Here is a 17,429-nt window from a genome sequence, read left to right on the forward strand (position 1 = left end):
GTCGCTCGGAGCGTCTCCAATAAACCCGCGCCTGCGCCTGTAAATTCGTTCAAGCTTCCCCCATGAGCCTACGCCCCGACCTTGACCTGATCGTGCAGGAGCTCGCCGACGAGATGCGTCGGCGGCCGGACCGCGGCGAGGTCGCGACCTACATTCCCGAACTTGCGCGGGTCGATCCGTCGGCTTTCGGCATGGTCGTCATCGACGCCGACGGCCGGGTAAGCGCCGGCGGCGATAGCGACGCGCCGTTTTCGATCCAGAGCGTCTCGAAGGTGTTCACCCTGACGCTGGCGCTCGGCAAGGCGGGCGACCGGCTGTGGCGGCGGGTAGGCCGTGAGCCCTCGGGCAGTCCGTTCAACTCGATCGTTCAGCTGGAGCGCGAGCAGGGCGTGCCGCGCAATCCCTTCATCAACGCCGGCGCCATCGCCGTCACCGACGCCATCGTCTCCGGCCACCAGCCCCGGGAGGCGCTGGGCGAGATCCTGCGCTTCATGCAGTTCCTGGCCGACGACGACACCATCGCGATCGACGAAGCGGTGGCGGCGTCTGAGCAGCGGACCGGCTTCCGCAACGCCGCGCTCGCGAACTACATGAAGTCGTTCGGGGTGATCGAGAACCCGGTCGACTACACGCTGGGCGTCTACTTCCACCACTGCGCCATCGCGATGTCCTGCCGGCAGTTGGCGATGGCCGGCCGCTTCCTGGCGCACTCCGGCGTACAGCCTTCGACCGGGCGTTCGGTGGTGACGCCGGAGCGCGCGCGCCGCATCAACGCAATCATGCTGACCTGCGGGCACTACGACGGCTCGGGCGATTTCGCCTACCGCGTGGGCCTGCCGGGCAAGAGCGGGGTCGGCGGCGGCATCCTCGCGGTGGCGCCGGGAAAGGCGTCGATCGCGGTCTGGTCGCCGGGCCTCGACGCCTCCGGAAACTCGCACCTCGGACGCATCGCGCTTGAAGCGCTTGTGAAGCGCACGGGCTGGTCGATTTTCGGCGTCTAGCTACATACCGGAGGCCTTCCGCGCATCGCGCGCCCTCCTATCCGCCGACCGCGCGCCGCGGTCTCAGGACCGAACCCAACGGCGCCGACAGAAGGGCCAGATGGCCGACGCCTCCGCTCGAATCGCCGCCCTCCGGGCTTACGGGGTTCTGGACACCCCGCCGGAGCCGCGGTTCGACGACATCGCGCGGCTCGCCGGCGTGCTGTGCCAGGCGGGACAGGCGGTGGTCAGCTTCGCCGACGCCGAGCGGCATTGGTACAAGGCGCATATCGGCGTCGGTATCGAGGAGGTCGCGTGGAACGACGCCATCTGCTCGTACATGGTCGAGAACGACCTCGACGAACTCGTGGTCGACAATCTCGCGGCGGACGAGCGGTTCCGCCACAAGGGCGTGGTGACCCACGCGCCGTTCTGCCGCTTCTATGCGGGCGTCGCCATGCGTACGCCCTCCGGCCAGATGATCGGGACCGTCTGCGTCGGCGACGGCGTTCCACGGCCCGGCGGCCTGACGCTGGCGCAGCGTGACGGTCTGCACGCGCTGGCGCGACACGCCATGGCGCTTGTCTGGGCGCGAACGATGATCGTCGGCCCCGCGGCGGCCTGACGCCGCCGGGCGACAAACCGCAGGCGAAGGCGAACAAACCGCCGCCGAGGTCGTTTCGCTCCCGACGACAGGAGCAGACCATGACCTATCCCACCCCGCCGTTCCCCCGGCAGTCGCAGTCCTTTCCCGGCAAGACCTCCGGCATGAACCCCAAGCCGGACCATGGCGAGACCAGCTACCGCGGCTCTGACCGCCTTGCGGGCAAAAAGGCGATCATCACCGGCGGCGACAGCGGCATCGGCCTCGCCGTCGCGATCGCCTTCGCCCGCGAGGGAGCAGACCTCGTGATCGTCCACCTTCCGGACGAGGCGGAGGACGCCGCCGCCTGCCGCGCGCTCATCGAAGAGGCGGGCCGCAAGGCGGTGATGCTGCCGGGCGACGTCGGCGACGCCGGCTTCCGCGCGGAGATCGTGGAGCGCGCCGTCTCCGAACTCGGGGGCCTCGACGTGCTCGTCAACAACGCCGCCTACCAGAAGCCCTATCAGTCGATCGAGGAGATCACGCTCGAGGAGTGGGAGAAGACTTTCGCGGTCAACGTCCACGCCTATTTCCACCTGGCCCAGCTCTCCGTGGCGCGCATGGGCGCCGGCGGCTCGATCATCAACACGGCGTCCATCAACTCCAAGGATCCGACGCCGATGCTGCTGCCCTACGCCGCGACCAAGGGCGCGATCGCCAACATGACGCTTGGTCTCGCCGGCCTGCTGGGCGAGCGCGGAATCCGCGTGAACGCCGTGCTGCCTGGGCCGATCTGGACGCCGTTCATTCCCGCCGGCATGCCGCCCGAGGCCGTCGAGACCTTCGGCTCCAAGACCCCCATGGGGCGCCCCGGCCAGCCGGCCGAGCTCGCCTCGGCCTACGTCATGCTCGCCTCCGACGAGTCGAGCTACACCTCCGGCGCGCTGATCACCGTGGCGGGCGGCCAGGCGGTGCTCTGAGGCGTCCGAGAGCGCCTCAGCGGTTGTGCAGGATGCGGCCGATCAGGTTCAGCAGCACCTGCGCCGCAAGGATCGAGGTTACGCCCGCGGGATCGTACTCGCGGGCGACTTCGACGAGGTCGACGCCGACCACCGTTCCGCGCTTGGTGATCCCGTCGAGCAGCTCCAGCACCTCGTAGTAGGTGAAGCCGCCGTGGCTCGGGGTGCCGGTGCCGGGCGCGATCGAAGGGTCGAATCCGTCGATGTCGATCGTGAGGTAGTAGCGCTTGGCCGCAGGGATGCGCTCGAGCACGGCGTCCACGCCGAGCTTGCGGATCTGGCGCACCGACAGGATGTCGGAGCCCATCGCCCGGGCGTCCTCGTAGCCTTCGCGGGCGGTGGAGGAGACGTTGCGGATGCCGAGCTGGGTGAGGCCGGTGACGTAAGGGCGTTCGGCCGCGCGCCGCATCGGGTTGCCGTGGCCGTAGCGGACGCCGTGCCGCTCGTCGACGAAGTCGAGATGGGCGTCGACCTGGATAAGGTGGATCGGCTCCTCGTCCGAGAACGCGGCGATGCAGGGGATGTTGACTGAGTGGTCGCCGCCGAGCGTCACCGGCAACGCGCCCGCCTTCAGGATCTTCCGCACCGCAGCCTCGATGTTGGCGTGGCTCTGCAGCGTGTCGGTATGGACCATGTCAGCGTCGCCGACGTCGACGATTCGCGCCTGCCCCGCGGGCAGGTAGACGACGTCGTCCTCGTGGTCGTAGGCGCCGGCGTGGCCGAAGGCGAAGAGCGTCGAAGCCTCGCGAATCGCGCGCGGGCCCGACCGGGCGCCCGACCGCCACTGCGTGCCGAGGTCGAACGGCGCGCCGAGGATGGCGACGTCCGCGTCCAGCCGGTCCCAGTCGAGGCAGAGCGGGTATTTGCCGAAGGTCGCGACCCCCACGAAGGGGAGGTCGAGCCGTCCGGCGTCGTAGCCATGAGCCATGGCGCAGGGTCCTTGTGGTTTGGGATCGGGCGGCGAACCGCCCTTTTCAAGCTCGCCGTCGCCCCGGCCGAAGTGCCGGGGCCCATAATCCCCTCGCTGGAGATCATTCTCGGTCGGCGGGATCATGGGTTCCGGGACAAGCCCGGAACGACGGCGGGATTCAGAGCGTCGTCGCTGCCCAACGTCCTCTCAGCCGCGGCGCGCCGCCAGACTGTCGGCGATCACGCACAGCTCTTCGAACATGATCGTCGCGCCTGTCATTGCGGTGAGACCGGAGGGGTCGAAGGGCGGCGCGACCTCGACCAGGTCCGCTCCGATGACATTGAGGCCGGCGAGCTTGCGGACCATCGCCTGCGCCTCGCGGGTGGTGAAGCCGCCGATCTCGGGCGTGCCGGTGCCCGGCGCCTGGGAGGGGTCGATCCCGTCGATGTCGAAGCTGACGTAGGTCGGCTTGTCGCCGAGGATCTCGCGCGCCTCCGCCATGACGTCGTCGACGCCGCGGGCGACGAATTCCTCCATGAAGATCGTGCGGACGCCGGCGTCTCTGGCGAAGTCGAAGTTGCGCGGATCGCCGATGGAGCCGCGGATGCCGATCTGCACGAACCGCTTCGGATCGATCAGCCCCTCCTCGACGCCGCGGCGGAAGGGGGTGCCGTGATTGTACTTCTGGCCGAAGAACTCGTCGTAGGTGTCGGAGTGCGCGTCGAACTGGATCAGGCCGACGGGTTCGCCGCGATTGAGGCCGCGCAGGATGGGCAGCGTGATGAGGTGGTCCCCGCCGCCGGTCAGCGGGATGGCGCCGGCGTCGCGAATGCGGCGGTAGAAGCCCTCGATGAGGCTCAGGTTTTCCATCAGGTCGAGCGGGTGCACCGGCGCGTCGCCGCAATCCGCGACCCGCGCCAGGTCATAAGGCGAGCGGTTCGTGACGTGATGGAAACGCCGCATCAGCGAGGACTGGTTGCGGAGCTCCCGCGGCCCGTGCCGCGTGCCCGGACGGTTGGTCACCGCGATGTCGAACGGCACGCCGACGATCGCGACGTCCACCTCCTCCGGCGTCATCACAGGCAGGCGCATGAAGGTCGGCATGCCTGCGAACCGCGGCACCGTTCCGGAATCGAGCGGCTGCGGGAGCCCGTCGTTGGGAGATTTCATGCCGGACGCCTCGGTTCGCTCTCGCGCAGGCGGCGCGAGAGATAGCGTTGGATATGCCAGATGGGCTCTTCGAGATGGCTGAGGCGGCCGCGCACGACCTTGGAGGAGCGCAGGCCCGCTTGCATGGCGGCGTTGACCTGCATGTCCTCGACATGGAAGTCGCGCAGCATCCTCGTCTCGGCTTCGAGGGTGGCGGCGTAGTCCGGGTCCGTCATCGCCGCCTTCGTCACGAGCGTCGTCGTGAGCAGCGCGCAGCGATCCTCCGCCTGCGGCAGCAGCCTGTACCAGATGACCCGGTCGCGCGCGGTCAGCAGCATGAAGCAGGGCAGGCCGAGATAGAGGCCCCACTCGGTCTGCCGGTCGACCGGCAGGCCGGGAACCGGCTTGAAGCCGTCGAGCGCCGCGTCGCGGGCCGCCGCCTCCTCGGTCGCGCGCCTCGTCTTCTCGTTGAATGGCAGATGGCAGCGGATGAAGTGGCCCTGCTCCGGCTCCGTCCAGGTCATGGCGGCCGGCATGGACGTGTTGAGCGTATGGTGGTGTATGCCGAGGTGGTGGTAGGACTCGATCCAGTTCTCCACCATGACTTTCCAGTTGAAGTCGCAGTCCCACTTCAACTCGATGACGACCTCCATCTCGGCCGCGCTCCACGGCGCGATGGCGTCTCCGAAGCCGGCGTAGAGCTCGGCGACCGGAGCTGCGTCGCCGGAGATGTTCACGAAAACGAAGCCGTGCCAGATCTCGGCGCGGAACGGCGCGAGCCGCCAGTCCGCCTTCTCGAAGCCTTCCGCCTTCTGCATCTCCGGGCAGCCCTTGAGCGCTCCGTCGGCCTCGAAGGACCAGCGGTGGTACGGGCAAACGAGGATAGGTTCATTGCCCTCTTCGCCGCCGCCGAAGACGGGGTGGAGTATATCGGCGCCACGATGCGGACAGACGCGCGAGAGAACGCGCATGTCTCCGTCCCGGCCCCGGATGACGACCATCGGCTCTCCCAGGACGTCGAGGCGGAGATAGTCCCCAGGCTTCTTGAGCTGCGAGACGTGAGCGAGGCAGATCCAGCCGCGCGCGAGCACCATCTCCGCCTCGTGGGCGAAGAATCCGGGGTCGATATAGGTCTCCGGCGGCAGCGTCACCGCGCGCGAGAGAGGCAGCGCGGCGGCCTGGAAAACGGCCTCGCGGACGTCCTCGACGGATAGGGACGTGCGTGTCATCGCGGCGCTCCCTTGGATCAGAGCCCGAATTCCTTTCGGACGGCGGCGGAGATCAGGGCGACGTGGTCGTCCATCAGCCATTGGCCCTTCTCGGCCGTGGATCCCTGCGCAATCGCGAGCACGCCCGAGGCCGGCACGAAGCCCTTGGGCACCGGGAAGCGGTCGTAGGTCGGGAACTTCGCCGGACCGTCGGTCGGCGCCTTGTCGATCTCCACCAGCTCCGGACACAGCAGCATCATCAGCGACGTTTCGAGCAGGCTCGCGTGCTCCAGCTCGGTGCCGGGGAAGCCGTCCGGGAACAGGCGGTCGAGCGTCTCGCGCCGCACGAAGTCCCAGTACTCGAAGCGCATCGCCTGCATGTCGGCGATCCCGTCGCGGCGAAGCTCGCGCAGGCCGAGGTCGAGGCCCTCGACCGAGGGCCAGGCGTTCTCGAAATGGCCGACCACCAGCACGATGCGGCGGACGCCGTGATGGCCGAGGCCGCGGATGACGTCGCGCACCACGAGGGAGAAGGTGTTGGCGTCGAGGCTGACCGTGCCGGGAAACAGCTCGCCCCCGCCCGAGCGCGGCATCGACTTGTAGCCGTAGGGGATCGTCGGGGCGACGAGCCCGCCGACCTCACGCGCCACGCGCTCGCAGACGCCGGTCGGGAGCACCACGTCGACGCCGAGCGGCAGGTGCGGCCCATGCTGCTCGGTCGCGCCGAGCGGCAGGAACACGGGGGCGCCCCCGGCGATCTTGCTCTCGAACTCCGGCCAGCTCAGCTCGGACATGAAAACGCTGTCGACCATGGGATCCTTCAGTGCATCGCGGCGCCGCCGTCGACGCTGACGCATTGGCCCGTCATGAACGTCGTGTGGCGGCTGGTGAGGAACAGGATCGCCTCGGTCAGCTCGTGCGGCTGGCCGATGCGGTTGAGCGGGTTGCGGGTCTCGACCGCGAGCTCCTCGGGGGACATCGCGCCGGCGTCGAGCAGCGGGGTGTCGACCGGGCCCGGCGCGATGGCGTTGACCAGCACGCGGGGGCCGAGCTCGCGCGCCCAGGAGCGCGTCAGCGCCAGCACCGCGCCCTTGGTCGCGCAGTAGCCGGAGGCGCCGGCGCGGCCGAGATAGCCGAGCTCGGAGGCCACGTTGACGATCTTGCCGCCCTCGGGCCCGAAATGCTTCAGCGCCTCCCGCGCGGACAGGATGAGGCCCCTAAGGTTCACGGCGACCATCAGGTCGAAGGCGGCGAAGTCGAACGCCGCGAGGGGGGAGCCGCGGTAGACGCCGGCGCAGTTCACCACGGCGTCGATCCCGCCGAGCGACTCCGCCGCCTCGGCCATGGTGGCGATCATGTCGGCCTCGTCCGAGACGTCGGCGGTGATCGTGAGGAACGGCGCGTCGGCGGGCGACAGATCGATCCCGGCGACCTTGGCCCCGGCCTCCGCCAGCCGCAGGGCGCCCGCGCGGCCGATGCCGCTTGAGGCGCCGGTCACCACCACCTTCAGGCCTGCGTGCCCATTCACCACGGCGCTTCTCCACGGTCGACGCCGAGGCTCTGCCCCGTCACGCTCGCCGCCAGGTCGGAGGCGAGGAACAGGTAGGGGCCGGCGACGTCCTCCGGCTCCATGAAGCCCGGCAGCGCCTGCGCGGCCACGACGCCGTCGAGCAGAGCCTCCTCCGGAGTTCCCGAGCGCTCGGACATGCGCTGGAGCGAGCGCAGCGAAGCCTCGGTCCGCACCCAGCCCGGACACACCGCGTTGACGGTGATCCCGCGCGGCCCGAGCTCCTTCGCCCAGGTCTTGGTGAGGCCGATGACCGCGTGCTTCGACGCGACGTAGCCGCCGAACGCCGCTTCCGCGGTGCGCGACCAGACCGAGGCGGTGTTGATGACCCGTCCGCCGGACGAGAGCTTCGGCAGCAGCGCCCGGGTCATCAGAAACATGCCGGTGACGTTGATCTCGAGGATCCGGCGGAAGGTCGCCTCGTTCGCGGCGCTGGCGTCGTCGAGCGGCGTCAGGCGCTCGTAGCCCGCGTTGTTCACCAGAACGTCGAGCTTCGGCAGCGCGGCGGCGAAGGCCTCGACCTCGGCCGATCGCGTGACGTCGACCTCATGGCCGCGGGCGCCGAGGCGTTGCGCCTCCTCATGGATCGCCGGGTCGTCGGCGAGCATGATCAGCTCGGCGCCGGCGGCGGAGAAGGCGCGGGCGATGCCGAGCCCGATGCCGCGGCTGGAGCCGGTGACGACGACCGTGCGGCCGGCGAGCCCCTCGAGGTTCACAGTTCGTCTCCCGCCGCCGCGCGCACCAGGCCGATGGTCTCGCGCCGGAGAGCGAAGAAGTCCTCGCCGTCGCGGATCTCCAGCGACCGCTCCTCGCCGAGCCGGCTGCGGACGTCGATCTCGGCGACGATCCGGGTCGGACGTTTCGAGAACACCACTACGCGGTCGGCCAGGAACAGCGCCTCCTCCACGTCATGGGTGACGAACACGATGGTCTTGGCGTCGCGCCGCTGAATGCGTCGCAGTTCGGTCTGGAGCTGCTCGCGCCGGAGGGCGTCGAGCGCGCCGAAGGGCTCGTCCATCAGCAGCACGTCGGCGCCGGCCGCGAGCGTGCGGGCGATCGCGATGCGCTGCCGCATCCCGCCGGAGACCTGGCTCGGGAAGTGGTCGGAGAACTCGTAGAGGCCGACGAGGTCGAGGTAGCGTTCGGCGCGGACGGCCTTCTCCTGCTCGGAGAGGTCGTTGCGGTACTTCAGCCCGAAGGCGACGTTCTGCGCGACGGTGAGCCAGGGGAACGACGAGTAGGACTGGAACACCATGCCTCGGCGCCGGTCCGGCGCGCCGACCGGCTCGCCCTCGAGCCGAATCTCTCCGGAGGTCGGCTGGTCGAGCCCGCCGATCATGCGCATCAGGGTGGTCTTGCCGCAGCCCGAGGGGCCGAGGAACACCACGAACTCGTGCCGGTCGATCGCAAGGTTGAACGGGGTCTCGACCACCGGCACGGCGCCGAAGCTCTTGGTGACCTGATCGAACTGAAGATGCGTCACGGCCGCGCCCTCACAGATACCGGAAGGCGCGGCGGTGGATGAGCCGCAGCAGCTGGTCGGTGGCGAGGCCGATGACGCCGATCAGCACGACGCCGGCCATCACTTCGGGCGTCTTCATGTAGCGGCGCGCCGCCCAGATCACGAAGCCGAGGCCGGAGTCCGCCGCCACGATCTCGGCGATGATCAGGTAGGTCCAGCACCAGCCGAGGGTGATGCGCAGGTTGTCGACGAGCCCCGGCAGCATGGCGCGGAAGGCGACGTCCTTCAGCACCTGGCCCTCGTTCGCGCCGACGGTGTAGGCGATCTCGACGTACTCCTGCGGCACGCGCCGCATGTCGTCGGCGACCAGCAGCACCAGCTGGAAGAAGGTGCCGAGCCACAGCAGGAAGATCTTGGTCTCCTCGCCGACGCCGAACCAGATGATCGCGAGCGGCACCAGCGCCGGAACCGGCAGATAGCGGATGAAGTCGATCGCAGGCTCCAGCGCCGCGCCAACCACGCGGTAGCCGCTCATCGCGACGCCGATCGGGATGGCGAGCACCGCCGCCAGCAAGAAGGCGCCCCAGACGCGGAGCGTGGAGACCCAGGCGTGCCAGAGCAGGTGCTGGTCCGAGATCATCCTCGCCATGGCGGAGAGGATCGCGGTGGGGGAGGGGAAGAACAGCGGCGTGGTGAGCCCGAGGCGGGCGACGAATTCCCAGGCCAGCACGATCGCGACGCTGGCGCCGACCGCGATCGTCGGGCCCCATCCCCGCGGCAGCGGCGTCCTGAGCCGCAGAAGCCCGCGGGTGGCGCGCTTCCGGGGGCGCGCCGCCGCCGAGGCCGCCGCAGGGGGCGCGGCGGCCTCGGGCCGGGAGATCGTCTCCGCCACCGCGCTCACTTCGCGCCGGAGATCGCGGCCATGACCGACGGGTCGATCTGCTGCTTGGCGTCGAGCTTCACGTCCGCCGACTTGTAGTCGAGGTTGAGCTGCATGACGGTGTCGAAGATCTCGTAGAGCTTGCCCGGCTTCTCGGGCGTCCCGAGCATCGCCGCGGCCGCCGCCTTGTCGGTGAACTCAAGACTGGTGTCGAAGATTTCCTTCACCTCCTTGTCGCTCAGGTTGTAGTGCGGCGCCGCCAGCTTGATGAACTCGGCCGGGTCGCTCTTGTAGAGGTCGATCGCCTTGAAGATGCCCGTGAGGAAGTGCTGGTACTTCACCGGGTTCTTCTTCAGGTCGTCCTGGCGCACGTCGATGATGTCGACGACGATGTCGCTGTCCTTGGACGAGATCAGCAGCTTGCCGTTGCGCTGGGTCTGCGAGGAGAGCGCCTGCGACATCACCGGCTCGTAGGTGCCGATCGCGTCGATGGAGCTGTCCGCGAACACCGCCACGGTGTCCTGCGTCATGATCTCCTTGATCTTCAGGTCGTCGAGGGTCAGGCCCTCCTTCTTCAGCGCGAGCTGCAGCAGCAGGCGGGCCGGAATGTTGGGCTCGATCGCGACCGTCTTGCCCTTCAGCTCCTTGACCGAGCCGATCTTGCCGTCGGCGATCACGCCGTCGCCGCCGACCGACATGTCGATGGTGCCGATGATGACGCCCGGGGTGGAGGCGTCGCGCGGGCGGCCCTGGTGCTCGCCGACGGTGCGCATGTCGACTTCGACGTCGCCGCGCGTCATGGCGGCGAGCACGTTCGAGCGGTCGTCCTCGAACCGCATCTCGACGTCGATCCCGAGCTCCTTGAAGTAGCCCTTGTCGATGGCGACGAAGACCGGCGCGTAGCCGGTCCAGGTCGGGGCCAGCACGCGGATCTTGTTGTCCGCAGCGTGGGCCGTCCCGGCGAGGACGGCGAGCGACAATGCGGCGGCGATCGTGATGCGCGTCATGCGGGGAAGCTCCGGGCGGGGACGATGGCCGGATGCTTGCGCGAATTCATATCGACGAAAATCATGAATGTTGAAATCTTACATCGAGGAATGTCGATGTAAGATCGCCTACTGGCGAACGACGGGGAGCGGCATCGCATGCGCCGGCTGGACAACATCGATCTGCGGCTGCTGCGCGTGTTCGTGGCGCTGGCGGAGGCCGGCAGCTTCGCGGACGCGCAGGTGGTCCTGAACCTGTCGCAGTCCACGCTCTCGACGCACCTCGCGGCGCTGGAGCGCAACATGGGCGGCCAGCTTTGCGAACGCGGCCGCGCGGGCTTCCGGCTGACGCCGTTCGGGCAGTCAACCTACGCCGCGGCGAAGCGCCTGTTCGAGGACATCGACGCCTTCCAGAACCGCGTCGGCAGCGACCGCCAACGCCTCGTCGGACGCCTGCGCGTCGGCATCATCGACGGCGTGGTGACGAACGCGAAGCTCGGCCTGCAGACGGCCTTCAGCCGCTACATGGACTACGCCTCGGAGGTGTTCGTCGACCTCGAGCTCGGCACGCCGCTCGAGCTCGAGCAGGCGCTGATGGACGGGCGGCGCGACGTCATCATCGGCCCGTTCTCCCAGAAGGCGCCGGGCGTCGCTTACACCCCGCTCTGCCGGGAGCCGCACGCGCTCTACTGCGGCGCGGGGCATCCGCTTTTCGGGATGAAGGACATCCGCCACGCCGACATCGAGGCGGCGCTGTTCTCGGTCCGGCGCTACCGGCACCTCGACGATCTCTACCGGGTCAACCACCCGCGGGCGAGCGGCTCCATCCTGCACATGGAGGCCCAGGCCATGCTGATCCTGTCCGGCCGCTTCATCGGCTATCTGCCACGCCACATCGGCGACGACTGGGCCTCGCGCGGCCGAATGAAGGCGCTCAAGGCCGAGAGCTACGGCTTCGACTCCCAGCACTTCGTGGCGACGCGCCGGCTGAAGGGCGACGCGCCCCATGTCGACGCTTTCGTCGAGGAGCTGAAGCGCCAGTCGGCCGAGACCGGCGCGCAGGAGAAGCGCGCGGGCCGGCAGGTTCCGACCCCGGCCGCCTGAGGTCAGGCCGCCTTCAGCGAGCGCGCATAGGCGCGCCAGCCGCCGAACGAGGTGATGTCCGGCGCGCCCGCGGCGCCGGCCGCCTCCACGAGGAAGCCGAGCGCGCTCGTCCCGTCGCCGAGCCGAAGCGTCCCGACGCCGAGCGGCGACGGGATCCCGGCGACGAAGGGCCCGAAGCTTGCGGCCGGCAGCGCCCAGACCTCGGTTTCGATCGCCGCTCCGGAGCCGTCGGCGACGCGCAGCAACCCGGGCCGCGGCGTCGCGCCGTCGAGCAGGTGCAGCCGGTAGAGCGGCGCCGTCGCGACGGCGCGCAGAAAGCGCCCCCCGCGCTTCAGGAGCTCGCCGTTCAGCGCCATGCCGGAGAGGTGCGCGCCGACGACGACGATCTCGATCTCGCCGGCTTCCGCGACGGCCGGCCGGACAACCGGCTGCGGCGCCGGGCGCCCGAGCGCGCCGATCGCGACGCCGCCCGCCGCATGGATCGCAGCCCCGAGCGCCGCGAGCCTCCCGTCCGCGCCGGCGGGCCCGATGAGGGTGACGCCGGCGGGAATGCCGTCGGCGCGCGGCCGGCCGGGCACGGCCAGGGCGCAGTAGTCCAGCAGGTTGACGAAGTTGGTGTAGGTTCCGAGCTCGCTGTTGAGCGAGATCGGGTCCGCCAGCACCGCCTCAACCGTGTGGGCGCGGGGAAAGGTCGGGACCAGCATGCAGTCGACCTTGTCCCAGACGCGGCCGAGCTCCCGGCGCAGCTCCAGCAGGCGGTAAACGTCGCCATAGGCGTCGGCGGCGGAGAACGTCCGCGCGCCCTCGATGATCTCGCGGGTGACCGGGTGCAGGGCCTCGGGCGAGGCTTCGATAAAGTCGCGGATCTGGTGATAGCGCGAGGCGACCCAGGACCCCTCGTAGAGCATCCGCGCGACCGCGAAGTAGGGCTCGAAGTCGATCTCCACGGTCTCGCCGCCGAGCGCCCGTACGTCGGCGAGCGTGCCGTCGAAGGCCGCCTCCGCCGCGGCGTTCCCGCCGAAGCGACGGCTTGCGGCGTCGGGGATTGCGACGCGCGTCCGGGGCGGAAGCGGCCCCAGCGGCGGCACGGCCATGTCGCGCGAGAACCCGTCGTCCGGGTCGTAGCCGCCGATGACGCCAAGCACCGCGTAGCCGTCGTCGACGGTCTGCGCGAACACCGTCACGCCGTCGACCAGCCGCACCGAGTAGACCACGCCGCTGGTGGGCGTCAGGCCGACGGTCGGCTTCACGCCAACGATGTTGTTGAGCCCCGCCGGCACGCGGCCTGAGCCCGCCGTGTCGGTGCCGAGCGTGAAGGGCACGAGCCCCGCCGCGACCGCGACCGCTGATCCCGAGCTGGAGCCGCCCGGCACGAGCGTCGGATCGACCGTGTTGCGCGGGATGGGGTAGGGCGTGCGCACGCCGACGAGGCCGGTCGCGAACTGGTCGAGGTTGGTCTTGCCGATCGCGATCGCGCCGGCCGCAAGCGTGCGCTCGACGGAGGGGGCGTGACGCGCCGGCTCGTAGGCGAACTCTCGGCAGGCCGCGGTGGTGGGGAGGCCGGCGAAGTCGATGCTGTCCTTGATGCCGAACGGAACGCCCCAGAGCGGCCGCCCGTCGGGCTTCGGCCCGAGCGCGCGGGCCGCCGCGCGCGCGGTCTCCCGGTCGACCAGCGAGATGAAGACGCCGGGATCGTTCCGCGCCTCGATCCGGTCGTAGACCTCGTCGACCACGGCGACGGGATCGAGCCCCTCGGCGTAGGCCGCCTTGAGCGAGGCGAGATCGAAGGCGAGCTCGGAAAGTTTGGTCGTCATGGCGCGCTCCTGAAATCGAGGCCGCTGAAGTGATGTGCATGCCGCCGCGCGGCGCGACGGCGCGTTTCCATTCGACGCGCCCCTCACGCCGGCGGGTGCGGGATCGCGGCGGTGAGCTCGCGCGTGTAGGCGGCCTGCGGGGTCTCGAGCACCGCCTTCGCGGATCCCTGCTCGACGGCCGCGCCCTGCCGCATGACGATGACGCGGTCGCAGAGCAGCCGGACCACGTGAAGGTCGTGGCTCACGAACAGGTAGCTCATCCCGAGCCTCGCCTTGAGGTCGTCGAGCAGGTTGAGCACCACCGCCTGGACCGAGACGTCGAGCGCCGCGGTCGGCTCGTCGAGGATGACCAGCTCCGGATCGAGCGCGATGGCGCGGGCGATGCCGACGCGCGCCTTCTGGCCGCCGGACATCTGGTGCGGGAAGCGATCGAGCAGGTCGAGCGGCAGCCCGACAAGCGCCGCGAGCTCTTCGCAGCGGGCGCGGACCGCGTCGCGGCCCTCCAGCGCGCCCATGCGCATCAAGGGATCGGCGATGGCGCGCGCCGCAGTGAACCGTGGGTTCAGGCTGTCGGTCGGGTCCTGAAACACCATCTGGATGCGCCGACGATGTGGGGACGACGCGAAGCTTTTCGCCGGGATCGAGCCGATGTCGTCGGTTCCGAGCGTGATCCTCCCCGAGGTCGGATCGAGCAGCCGCATCACCATCATGGAGGTGGTGGACTTGCCGCAGCCGCTCTCCCCCACGAGGCCGAGGCTCTCGCCGCGGCGGATTTCGAACGAGAGCCCGTCGACGGCGCGGAACGGCGCCTGGTCGCCCGCGGGCGCGCCGCGACCGAACATCTGGGCCCAGGTCTTGGAGGCGCCTTGGCGCGGGTACTCCTTCACCAGCCCCTCGACCTTGAGCAGCACGTCGCCGGTCACGGAGGCGCGCGGGTTCGCCGGCGTCGCGCTCTCCGGCGGCAGCAGGCCGCGGAGCGTCGAGCCCGGCCGCGGCGTCGCCCGCATCAGCCGCCGCGTGTAGTCGTGGGCGGGCGCGACGAAGACCTGGCGGGCAGGCGCGGTCTCGACCACTTCGCCCTTCCTCATCACCACGACCTTGTCGCAGTAGGCGGCGGCGAGGCCGAGGTCATGGGTGATCAGGATGGTGGACATGCCGCGCGCCCGCGTCAGCTCCGTCACCAGATCCAGCACCGCCTTCTGGGTGGTGACGTCGAGGCCGGTGGTCGGTTCGTCCGCGATCAGCAGTTGCGGCCGGCAGGCGAGCGCCAGCGCGATCACGATGCGCTGGCACATGCCGCCCGACAGTTCGAACGGATAGGCGTGATAGCGCTCCTCCGGCCGCGCGATCTTGACCTGCTCCAGCATCTCGATCGCCTTGGCCCTGGCGTCCATGGAGCCCGCCTGCGCGTGGCGGCGCAGCACGTCCTCGATCTGGCGGCCGACCTTGCGGATCGGGTTCAGCGCCATGCGTGGGTTCTGGAAGATCATCGAGATCTCGCGGCCGCGCACGTCTGTCATCTGCCGCTCGCTCGCGGCGCGGAGATCGACGCCGGAGAAGGCGACCGAGCCGTCCGCGATCCGGCCGGCGCGGTCGAGGATCCGCATCACGGCGTAGGAGGTGACGGACTTGCCTGAGCCGGACTCGCCGACGACCCCGACGGTCTCCCCGCGCCCGACCTCCAGGTCGACGCTCCTCACCGCCTGCACCACGCCGTTACGAGTGGCGAACTCGACAGTGAGGGCCTTAACGTCCAACAGAGCGGTCATGCCTCACGTCCTCCGCTGCGGGTCGATGATGTCGCGCAGGCCGTCGCCGAGCAGATTGAAGCAGAACACGGCGATCATCAGCGCGAGCCCGGGGAACAGCGCGATCCACCACTCGCCGGAGATGATGAAGCCGGCGCCCTCGGCGACCATGATCCCCCACTCGGGGGTCGGCGGCTTCACGCCGAGGCCGATGAACGAGAGGCCGGCCGCGTTCAGGATGGCGTAGCCCATGGTCAGCGACATCTGCACCGCCATGATCGGCATGATGTTCGGCAGGATCTGCGTCATCAGGATGCGCATCTCGGAGTTGCCGGTGAGCCGGGCCGCCTGCACGAAGCCGGCGTCGCGGCGCACGTTGGCCTCCGCCCGGGCGATGCGCTGGTACAGCGGGAAATTCACGATCGCGGTGGCGATGACGATGTTGGTCACCGTGTTGCCGAGCGCCGCGACGATGCCCATGGCCAGCACGAACAGCGGGAAGGCCATGATGGTGTCGCTGACGCGGCTCATGACGCGGTCGGTCCAGCCCCCGAAGAAGCCGGCGCAGACGCCGGCGAAGCCGCCGAGCGCAAACACCAGCGCGACCGAGCAGATCGCGATCGTCAGGTCGAGCCGGGTCGCGACCAGCACGCGGGAGAAGATGTCCCGCCCGATCTGGTCGGTGCCGAACCAGTGCGCCGCGGAGGGAGGCTGCAGCGCCGCCGCGGTGTCGGAGGCGAGGGGATCGTAGGGCGCGATCCAGGGTCCGAGGATCGCGGCGAGCGCGATCACGAAGAATAGCGCGAAGGCGAAGCCGGTGACGGGGTTCGAGGTCGCGACGTAGCGGGCGTGGCCGAGGCCGGCGGCGAAGCCGGCGGCGGGCCGCGCGGGCTGTTCGATCACGGCCGGGGCGGGCTCCGGGAGCGGCTGCGGCAGCGCGGCTGAGACGTCGAGGTTGCTCATGACTCCAGCCTCACGCGGGGGTCGATCAGCCCGTAGGCGAGGTCGATCAGGAGGTTGAGGGCGACGTAGAGCAGCGCCATGGCGAGCACGAAGCCCTGCACCGGCGCGTAGTCCGACTGGATCAGCGCCTCGACGGCGAAGGAGCCGACGCCCGGCCAGGCGAACACCTTCTCTACCAGGACGTTCGCGCCGAGCAGGAAGGAGAACACCATGCCGAGCGTGGTGACGACCGGCAGCATGGCGTTGCGGAAGGCGTAGGCGACGATCACCGTGCCGGGCCGGAGGCCCGAGGCGCGGGCGGTGCGGATGAACTCCGACGACAGCACCGACAGCATCGCGGCGCGCGTCATCCGGGCGATCGGCGCCAGCGCGAACAGGGCGAGCGTCGCGGCCGGCAGCACGAGCTGCGCCGCCGCCGCCCGGAAGGTCTCGAGGTCGCCCGCGATCAGCGCGTCGATCGTAAAGAAGCCGGTGACCTTGGCGGGCTCGGTGAAGAACACGTCGAGCCGGCCGACCGGCGCCGGGGCCCAGCCGAGTTGGTAGTAGAAGACGTAAACGAACAGCAGTCCGGTGAAGAACACCGGCAGCGAGACGCCCGCGGTCGTCACCACCCGGCAGACGTGGTCGATGAGCGAGCCTTCCTTCACCGCGGCCAGGATGCCGAGCGGGATCGCGATCGCCATCGCCAGCAGCAGCGCGGTCAGGGTCAGCTCCGCCGAGGCCGGCAGCCGGGCGGCGAGCTCGGTCAGCACGGGCTGGCCGGTGGAGAGCGCCGAGCCGAGGTTGCCGGTCGCGAGGTCCTTCACATAGGCCAGGAACTGAACCGGCAGCGGCCTGTCGAGGCCGAGCGAGGCGCGGATCTGCTCGATCGAGGCCTGGTCGGCCGTCGGACCCGCGAAGTAGGCCGCCGGGTCGCCGGGCAGCACGCGGGTGAGCAGGAAGGTCACGATCACCACGCCGACGAGCGTCGGCGCGATGGTCGCAAGGCGTCGCGCGAGCGCGCGGAGCATGGCGGCCTCCTTGGCTGGAGCGCGCGGGCGGTCATCCGCCGCGCAG

At 69.9% G+C, this 17,429-nt stretch carries 17 protein-coding genes; 4 read left to right on the plus strand and 13 right to left on the minus strand.

Features of this window, described 5'->3' with window-relative positions:
* Positions 1 to 62 precede the first annotated feature (62 nt).
* The 3 genes from METY_RS18180 (at position 63) to METY_RS18190 (ending at position 2,543) form a co-directional block, all read left to right on the plus strand.
* Positions 63 to 1,001 (plus strand): glutaminase, encoded by a 939-nt coding sequence (locus METY_RS18180; RefSeq protein WP_103122800.1) that lies wholly within the window; start codon positions 63 to 65, stop codon positions 999 to 1,001.
* A gap of 100 nt (positions 1,002 to 1,101) precedes the next feature.
* Entirely contained in the window at positions 1,102 to 1,605 is a 504-nt protein-coding gene (locus METY_RS18185) for a GAF domain-containing protein (RefSeq protein ID WP_103122801.1), read from the plus strand.
* Positions 1,606 to 1,685: 80 nt separating this feature from the next.
* The gene (locus METY_RS18190; protein WP_146035760.1) at positions 1,686 to 2,543 is read left to right on the plus strand and encodes an SDR family oxidoreductase; all 858 of its coding nucleotides are present in this window, start codon (positions 1,686 to 1,688) and stop codon (positions 2,541 to 2,543) included.
* A 16-nt stretch (positions 2,544 to 2,559) separates the two neighbouring features.
* Here METY_RS18190 and speB (METY_RS18195) read toward each other — a convergent pair whose 3' ends face one another.
* The 9 genes from speB (METY_RS18195) to METY_RS18235 all read right to left on the minus strand — a co-directional run bounded on the left by speB (METY_RS18195) (position 2,560) and on the right by METY_RS18235 (position 10,765).
* Positions 2,560 to 3,510, minus strand: coding sequence for an agmatinase (gene speB, locus METY_RS18195; RefSeq protein WP_103122802.1), 951 nt, complete (start codon positions 3,508 to 3,510; stop codon positions 2,560 to 2,562).
* 189 nt (positions 3,511 to 3,699) lie between these two features.
* Positions 3,700 to 4,662: an agmatinase gene (gene speB, locus METY_RS18200; protein WP_103122803.1), complete on the minus strand. Its 963-nt coding sequence runs from the start codon at positions 4,660 to 4,662 to the stop codon at positions 3,700 to 3,702.
* Positions 4,659 to 5,870 (minus strand): aromatic ring-hydroxylating oxygenase subunit alpha, encoded by a 1,212-nt coding sequence (locus METY_RS18205; protein WP_160147389.1) that lies wholly within the window; start codon positions 5,868 to 5,870, stop codon positions 4,659 to 4,661. The genes speB (METY_RS18200) and METY_RS18205 overlap by 4 nt, the downstream gene beginning before the upstream one ends.
* Positions 5,871 to 5,887: 17 nt before the next feature.
* A complete protein-coding gene (locus METY_RS18210; RefSeq protein WP_103122805.1) occupies positions 5,888 to 6,661 on the minus strand; it encodes a creatininase in 774 nt (257 codons plus the stop codon).
* A gap of 8 nt (positions 6,662 to 6,669) precedes the next feature.
* Positions 6,670 to 7,380 carry an SDR family NAD(P)-dependent oxidoreductase gene (locus tag METY_RS18215; protein ID WP_103122806.1) on the minus strand — a complete coding sequence of 237 codons (711 nt, stop codon included), beginning with the start codon at positions 7,378 to 7,380 and terminating at the stop codon, positions 6,670 to 6,672.
* Positions 7,374 to 8,132, minus strand: coding sequence for an SDR family NAD(P)-dependent oxidoreductase (locus METY_RS18220; RefSeq protein WP_103122807.1), 759 nt, complete (start codon positions 8,130 to 8,132; stop codon positions 7,374 to 7,376). The genes METY_RS18215 and METY_RS18220 overlap by 7 nt, the downstream gene beginning before the upstream one ends.
* The gene (locus METY_RS18225) at positions 8,129 to 8,899 is read right to left on the minus strand and encodes an ABC transporter ATP-binding protein (protein ID WP_103122808.1); all 771 of its coding nucleotides are present in this window, start codon (positions 8,897 to 8,899) and stop codon (positions 8,129 to 8,131) included. Before METY_RS18225 ends, METY_RS18220 begins: the two co-directional genes overlap by 4 nt.
* 10 nt (positions 8,900 to 8,909) lie before the next feature.
* Positions 8,910 to 9,770 (minus strand): ABC transporter permease, encoded by an 861-nt coding sequence (locus METY_RS18230; protein ID WP_103122809.1) that lies wholly within the window; start codon positions 9,768 to 9,770, stop codon positions 8,910 to 8,912.
* Between the two features lie 5 nt (positions 9,771 to 9,775).
* Positions 9,776 to 10,765, minus strand: a complete 990-nt coding sequence (locus METY_RS18235) for an ABC transporter substrate-binding protein (protein WP_103122810.1) — start codon at positions 10,763 to 10,765, stop codon at positions 9,776 to 9,778.
* 138 nt (positions 10,766 to 10,903) lie between these two features.
* Here METY_RS18235 and METY_RS18240 point away from each other — a divergent pair, with 138 nt between their 5' ends.
* Entirely contained in the window at positions 10,904 to 11,848 is a 945-nt protein-coding gene (locus METY_RS18240) for a LysR family transcriptional regulator (protein ID WP_103122811.1), read from the plus strand.
* A 2-nt stretch (positions 11,849 to 11,850) separates the two neighbouring features.
* On the opposite strand, the gene atzF is transcribed toward METY_RS18240, so the two are convergent.
* The 4 genes from atzF to METY_RS18260 form a co-directional block, all read right to left on the minus strand.
* Positions 11,851 to 13,662 carry an allophanate hydrolase gene (gene atzF, locus METY_RS18245; RefSeq protein WP_103122812.1) on the minus strand — a complete coding sequence of 604 codons (1,812 nt, stop codon included), beginning with the start codon at positions 13,660 to 13,662 and terminating at the stop codon, positions 11,851 to 11,853.
* A gap of 83 nt (positions 13,663 to 13,745) precedes the next feature.
* Positions 13,746 to 15,431, minus strand: coding sequence for a dipeptide ABC transporter ATP-binding protein (locus tag METY_RS18250; protein ID WP_103122813.1), 1,686 nt, complete (start codon positions 15,429 to 15,431; stop codon positions 13,746 to 13,748).
* A gap of 3 nt (positions 15,432 to 15,434) precedes the next feature.
* Positions 15,435 to 16,373 (minus strand): ABC transporter permease, encoded by a 939-nt coding sequence (locus tag METY_RS18255; RefSeq protein ID WP_103122814.1) that lies wholly within the window; start codon positions 16,371 to 16,373, stop codon positions 15,435 to 15,437.
* Positions 16,370 to 17,383, minus strand: coding sequence for an ABC transporter permease (locus METY_RS18260; protein ID WP_103122815.1), 1,014 nt, complete (start codon positions 17,381 to 17,383; stop codon positions 16,370 to 16,372). Before METY_RS18260 ends, METY_RS18255 begins: the two co-directional genes overlap by 4 nt.
* Positions 17,384 to 17,429 lie beyond the last annotated feature (46 nt).

Origin of the sequence: Methylopila sp. Yamaguchi, from assembly GCF_002897035.1 — a bacterium.
Lineage (GTDB): Bacteria > Pseudomonadota > Alphaproteobacteria > Rhizobiales > Methylopilaceae > Methylopila.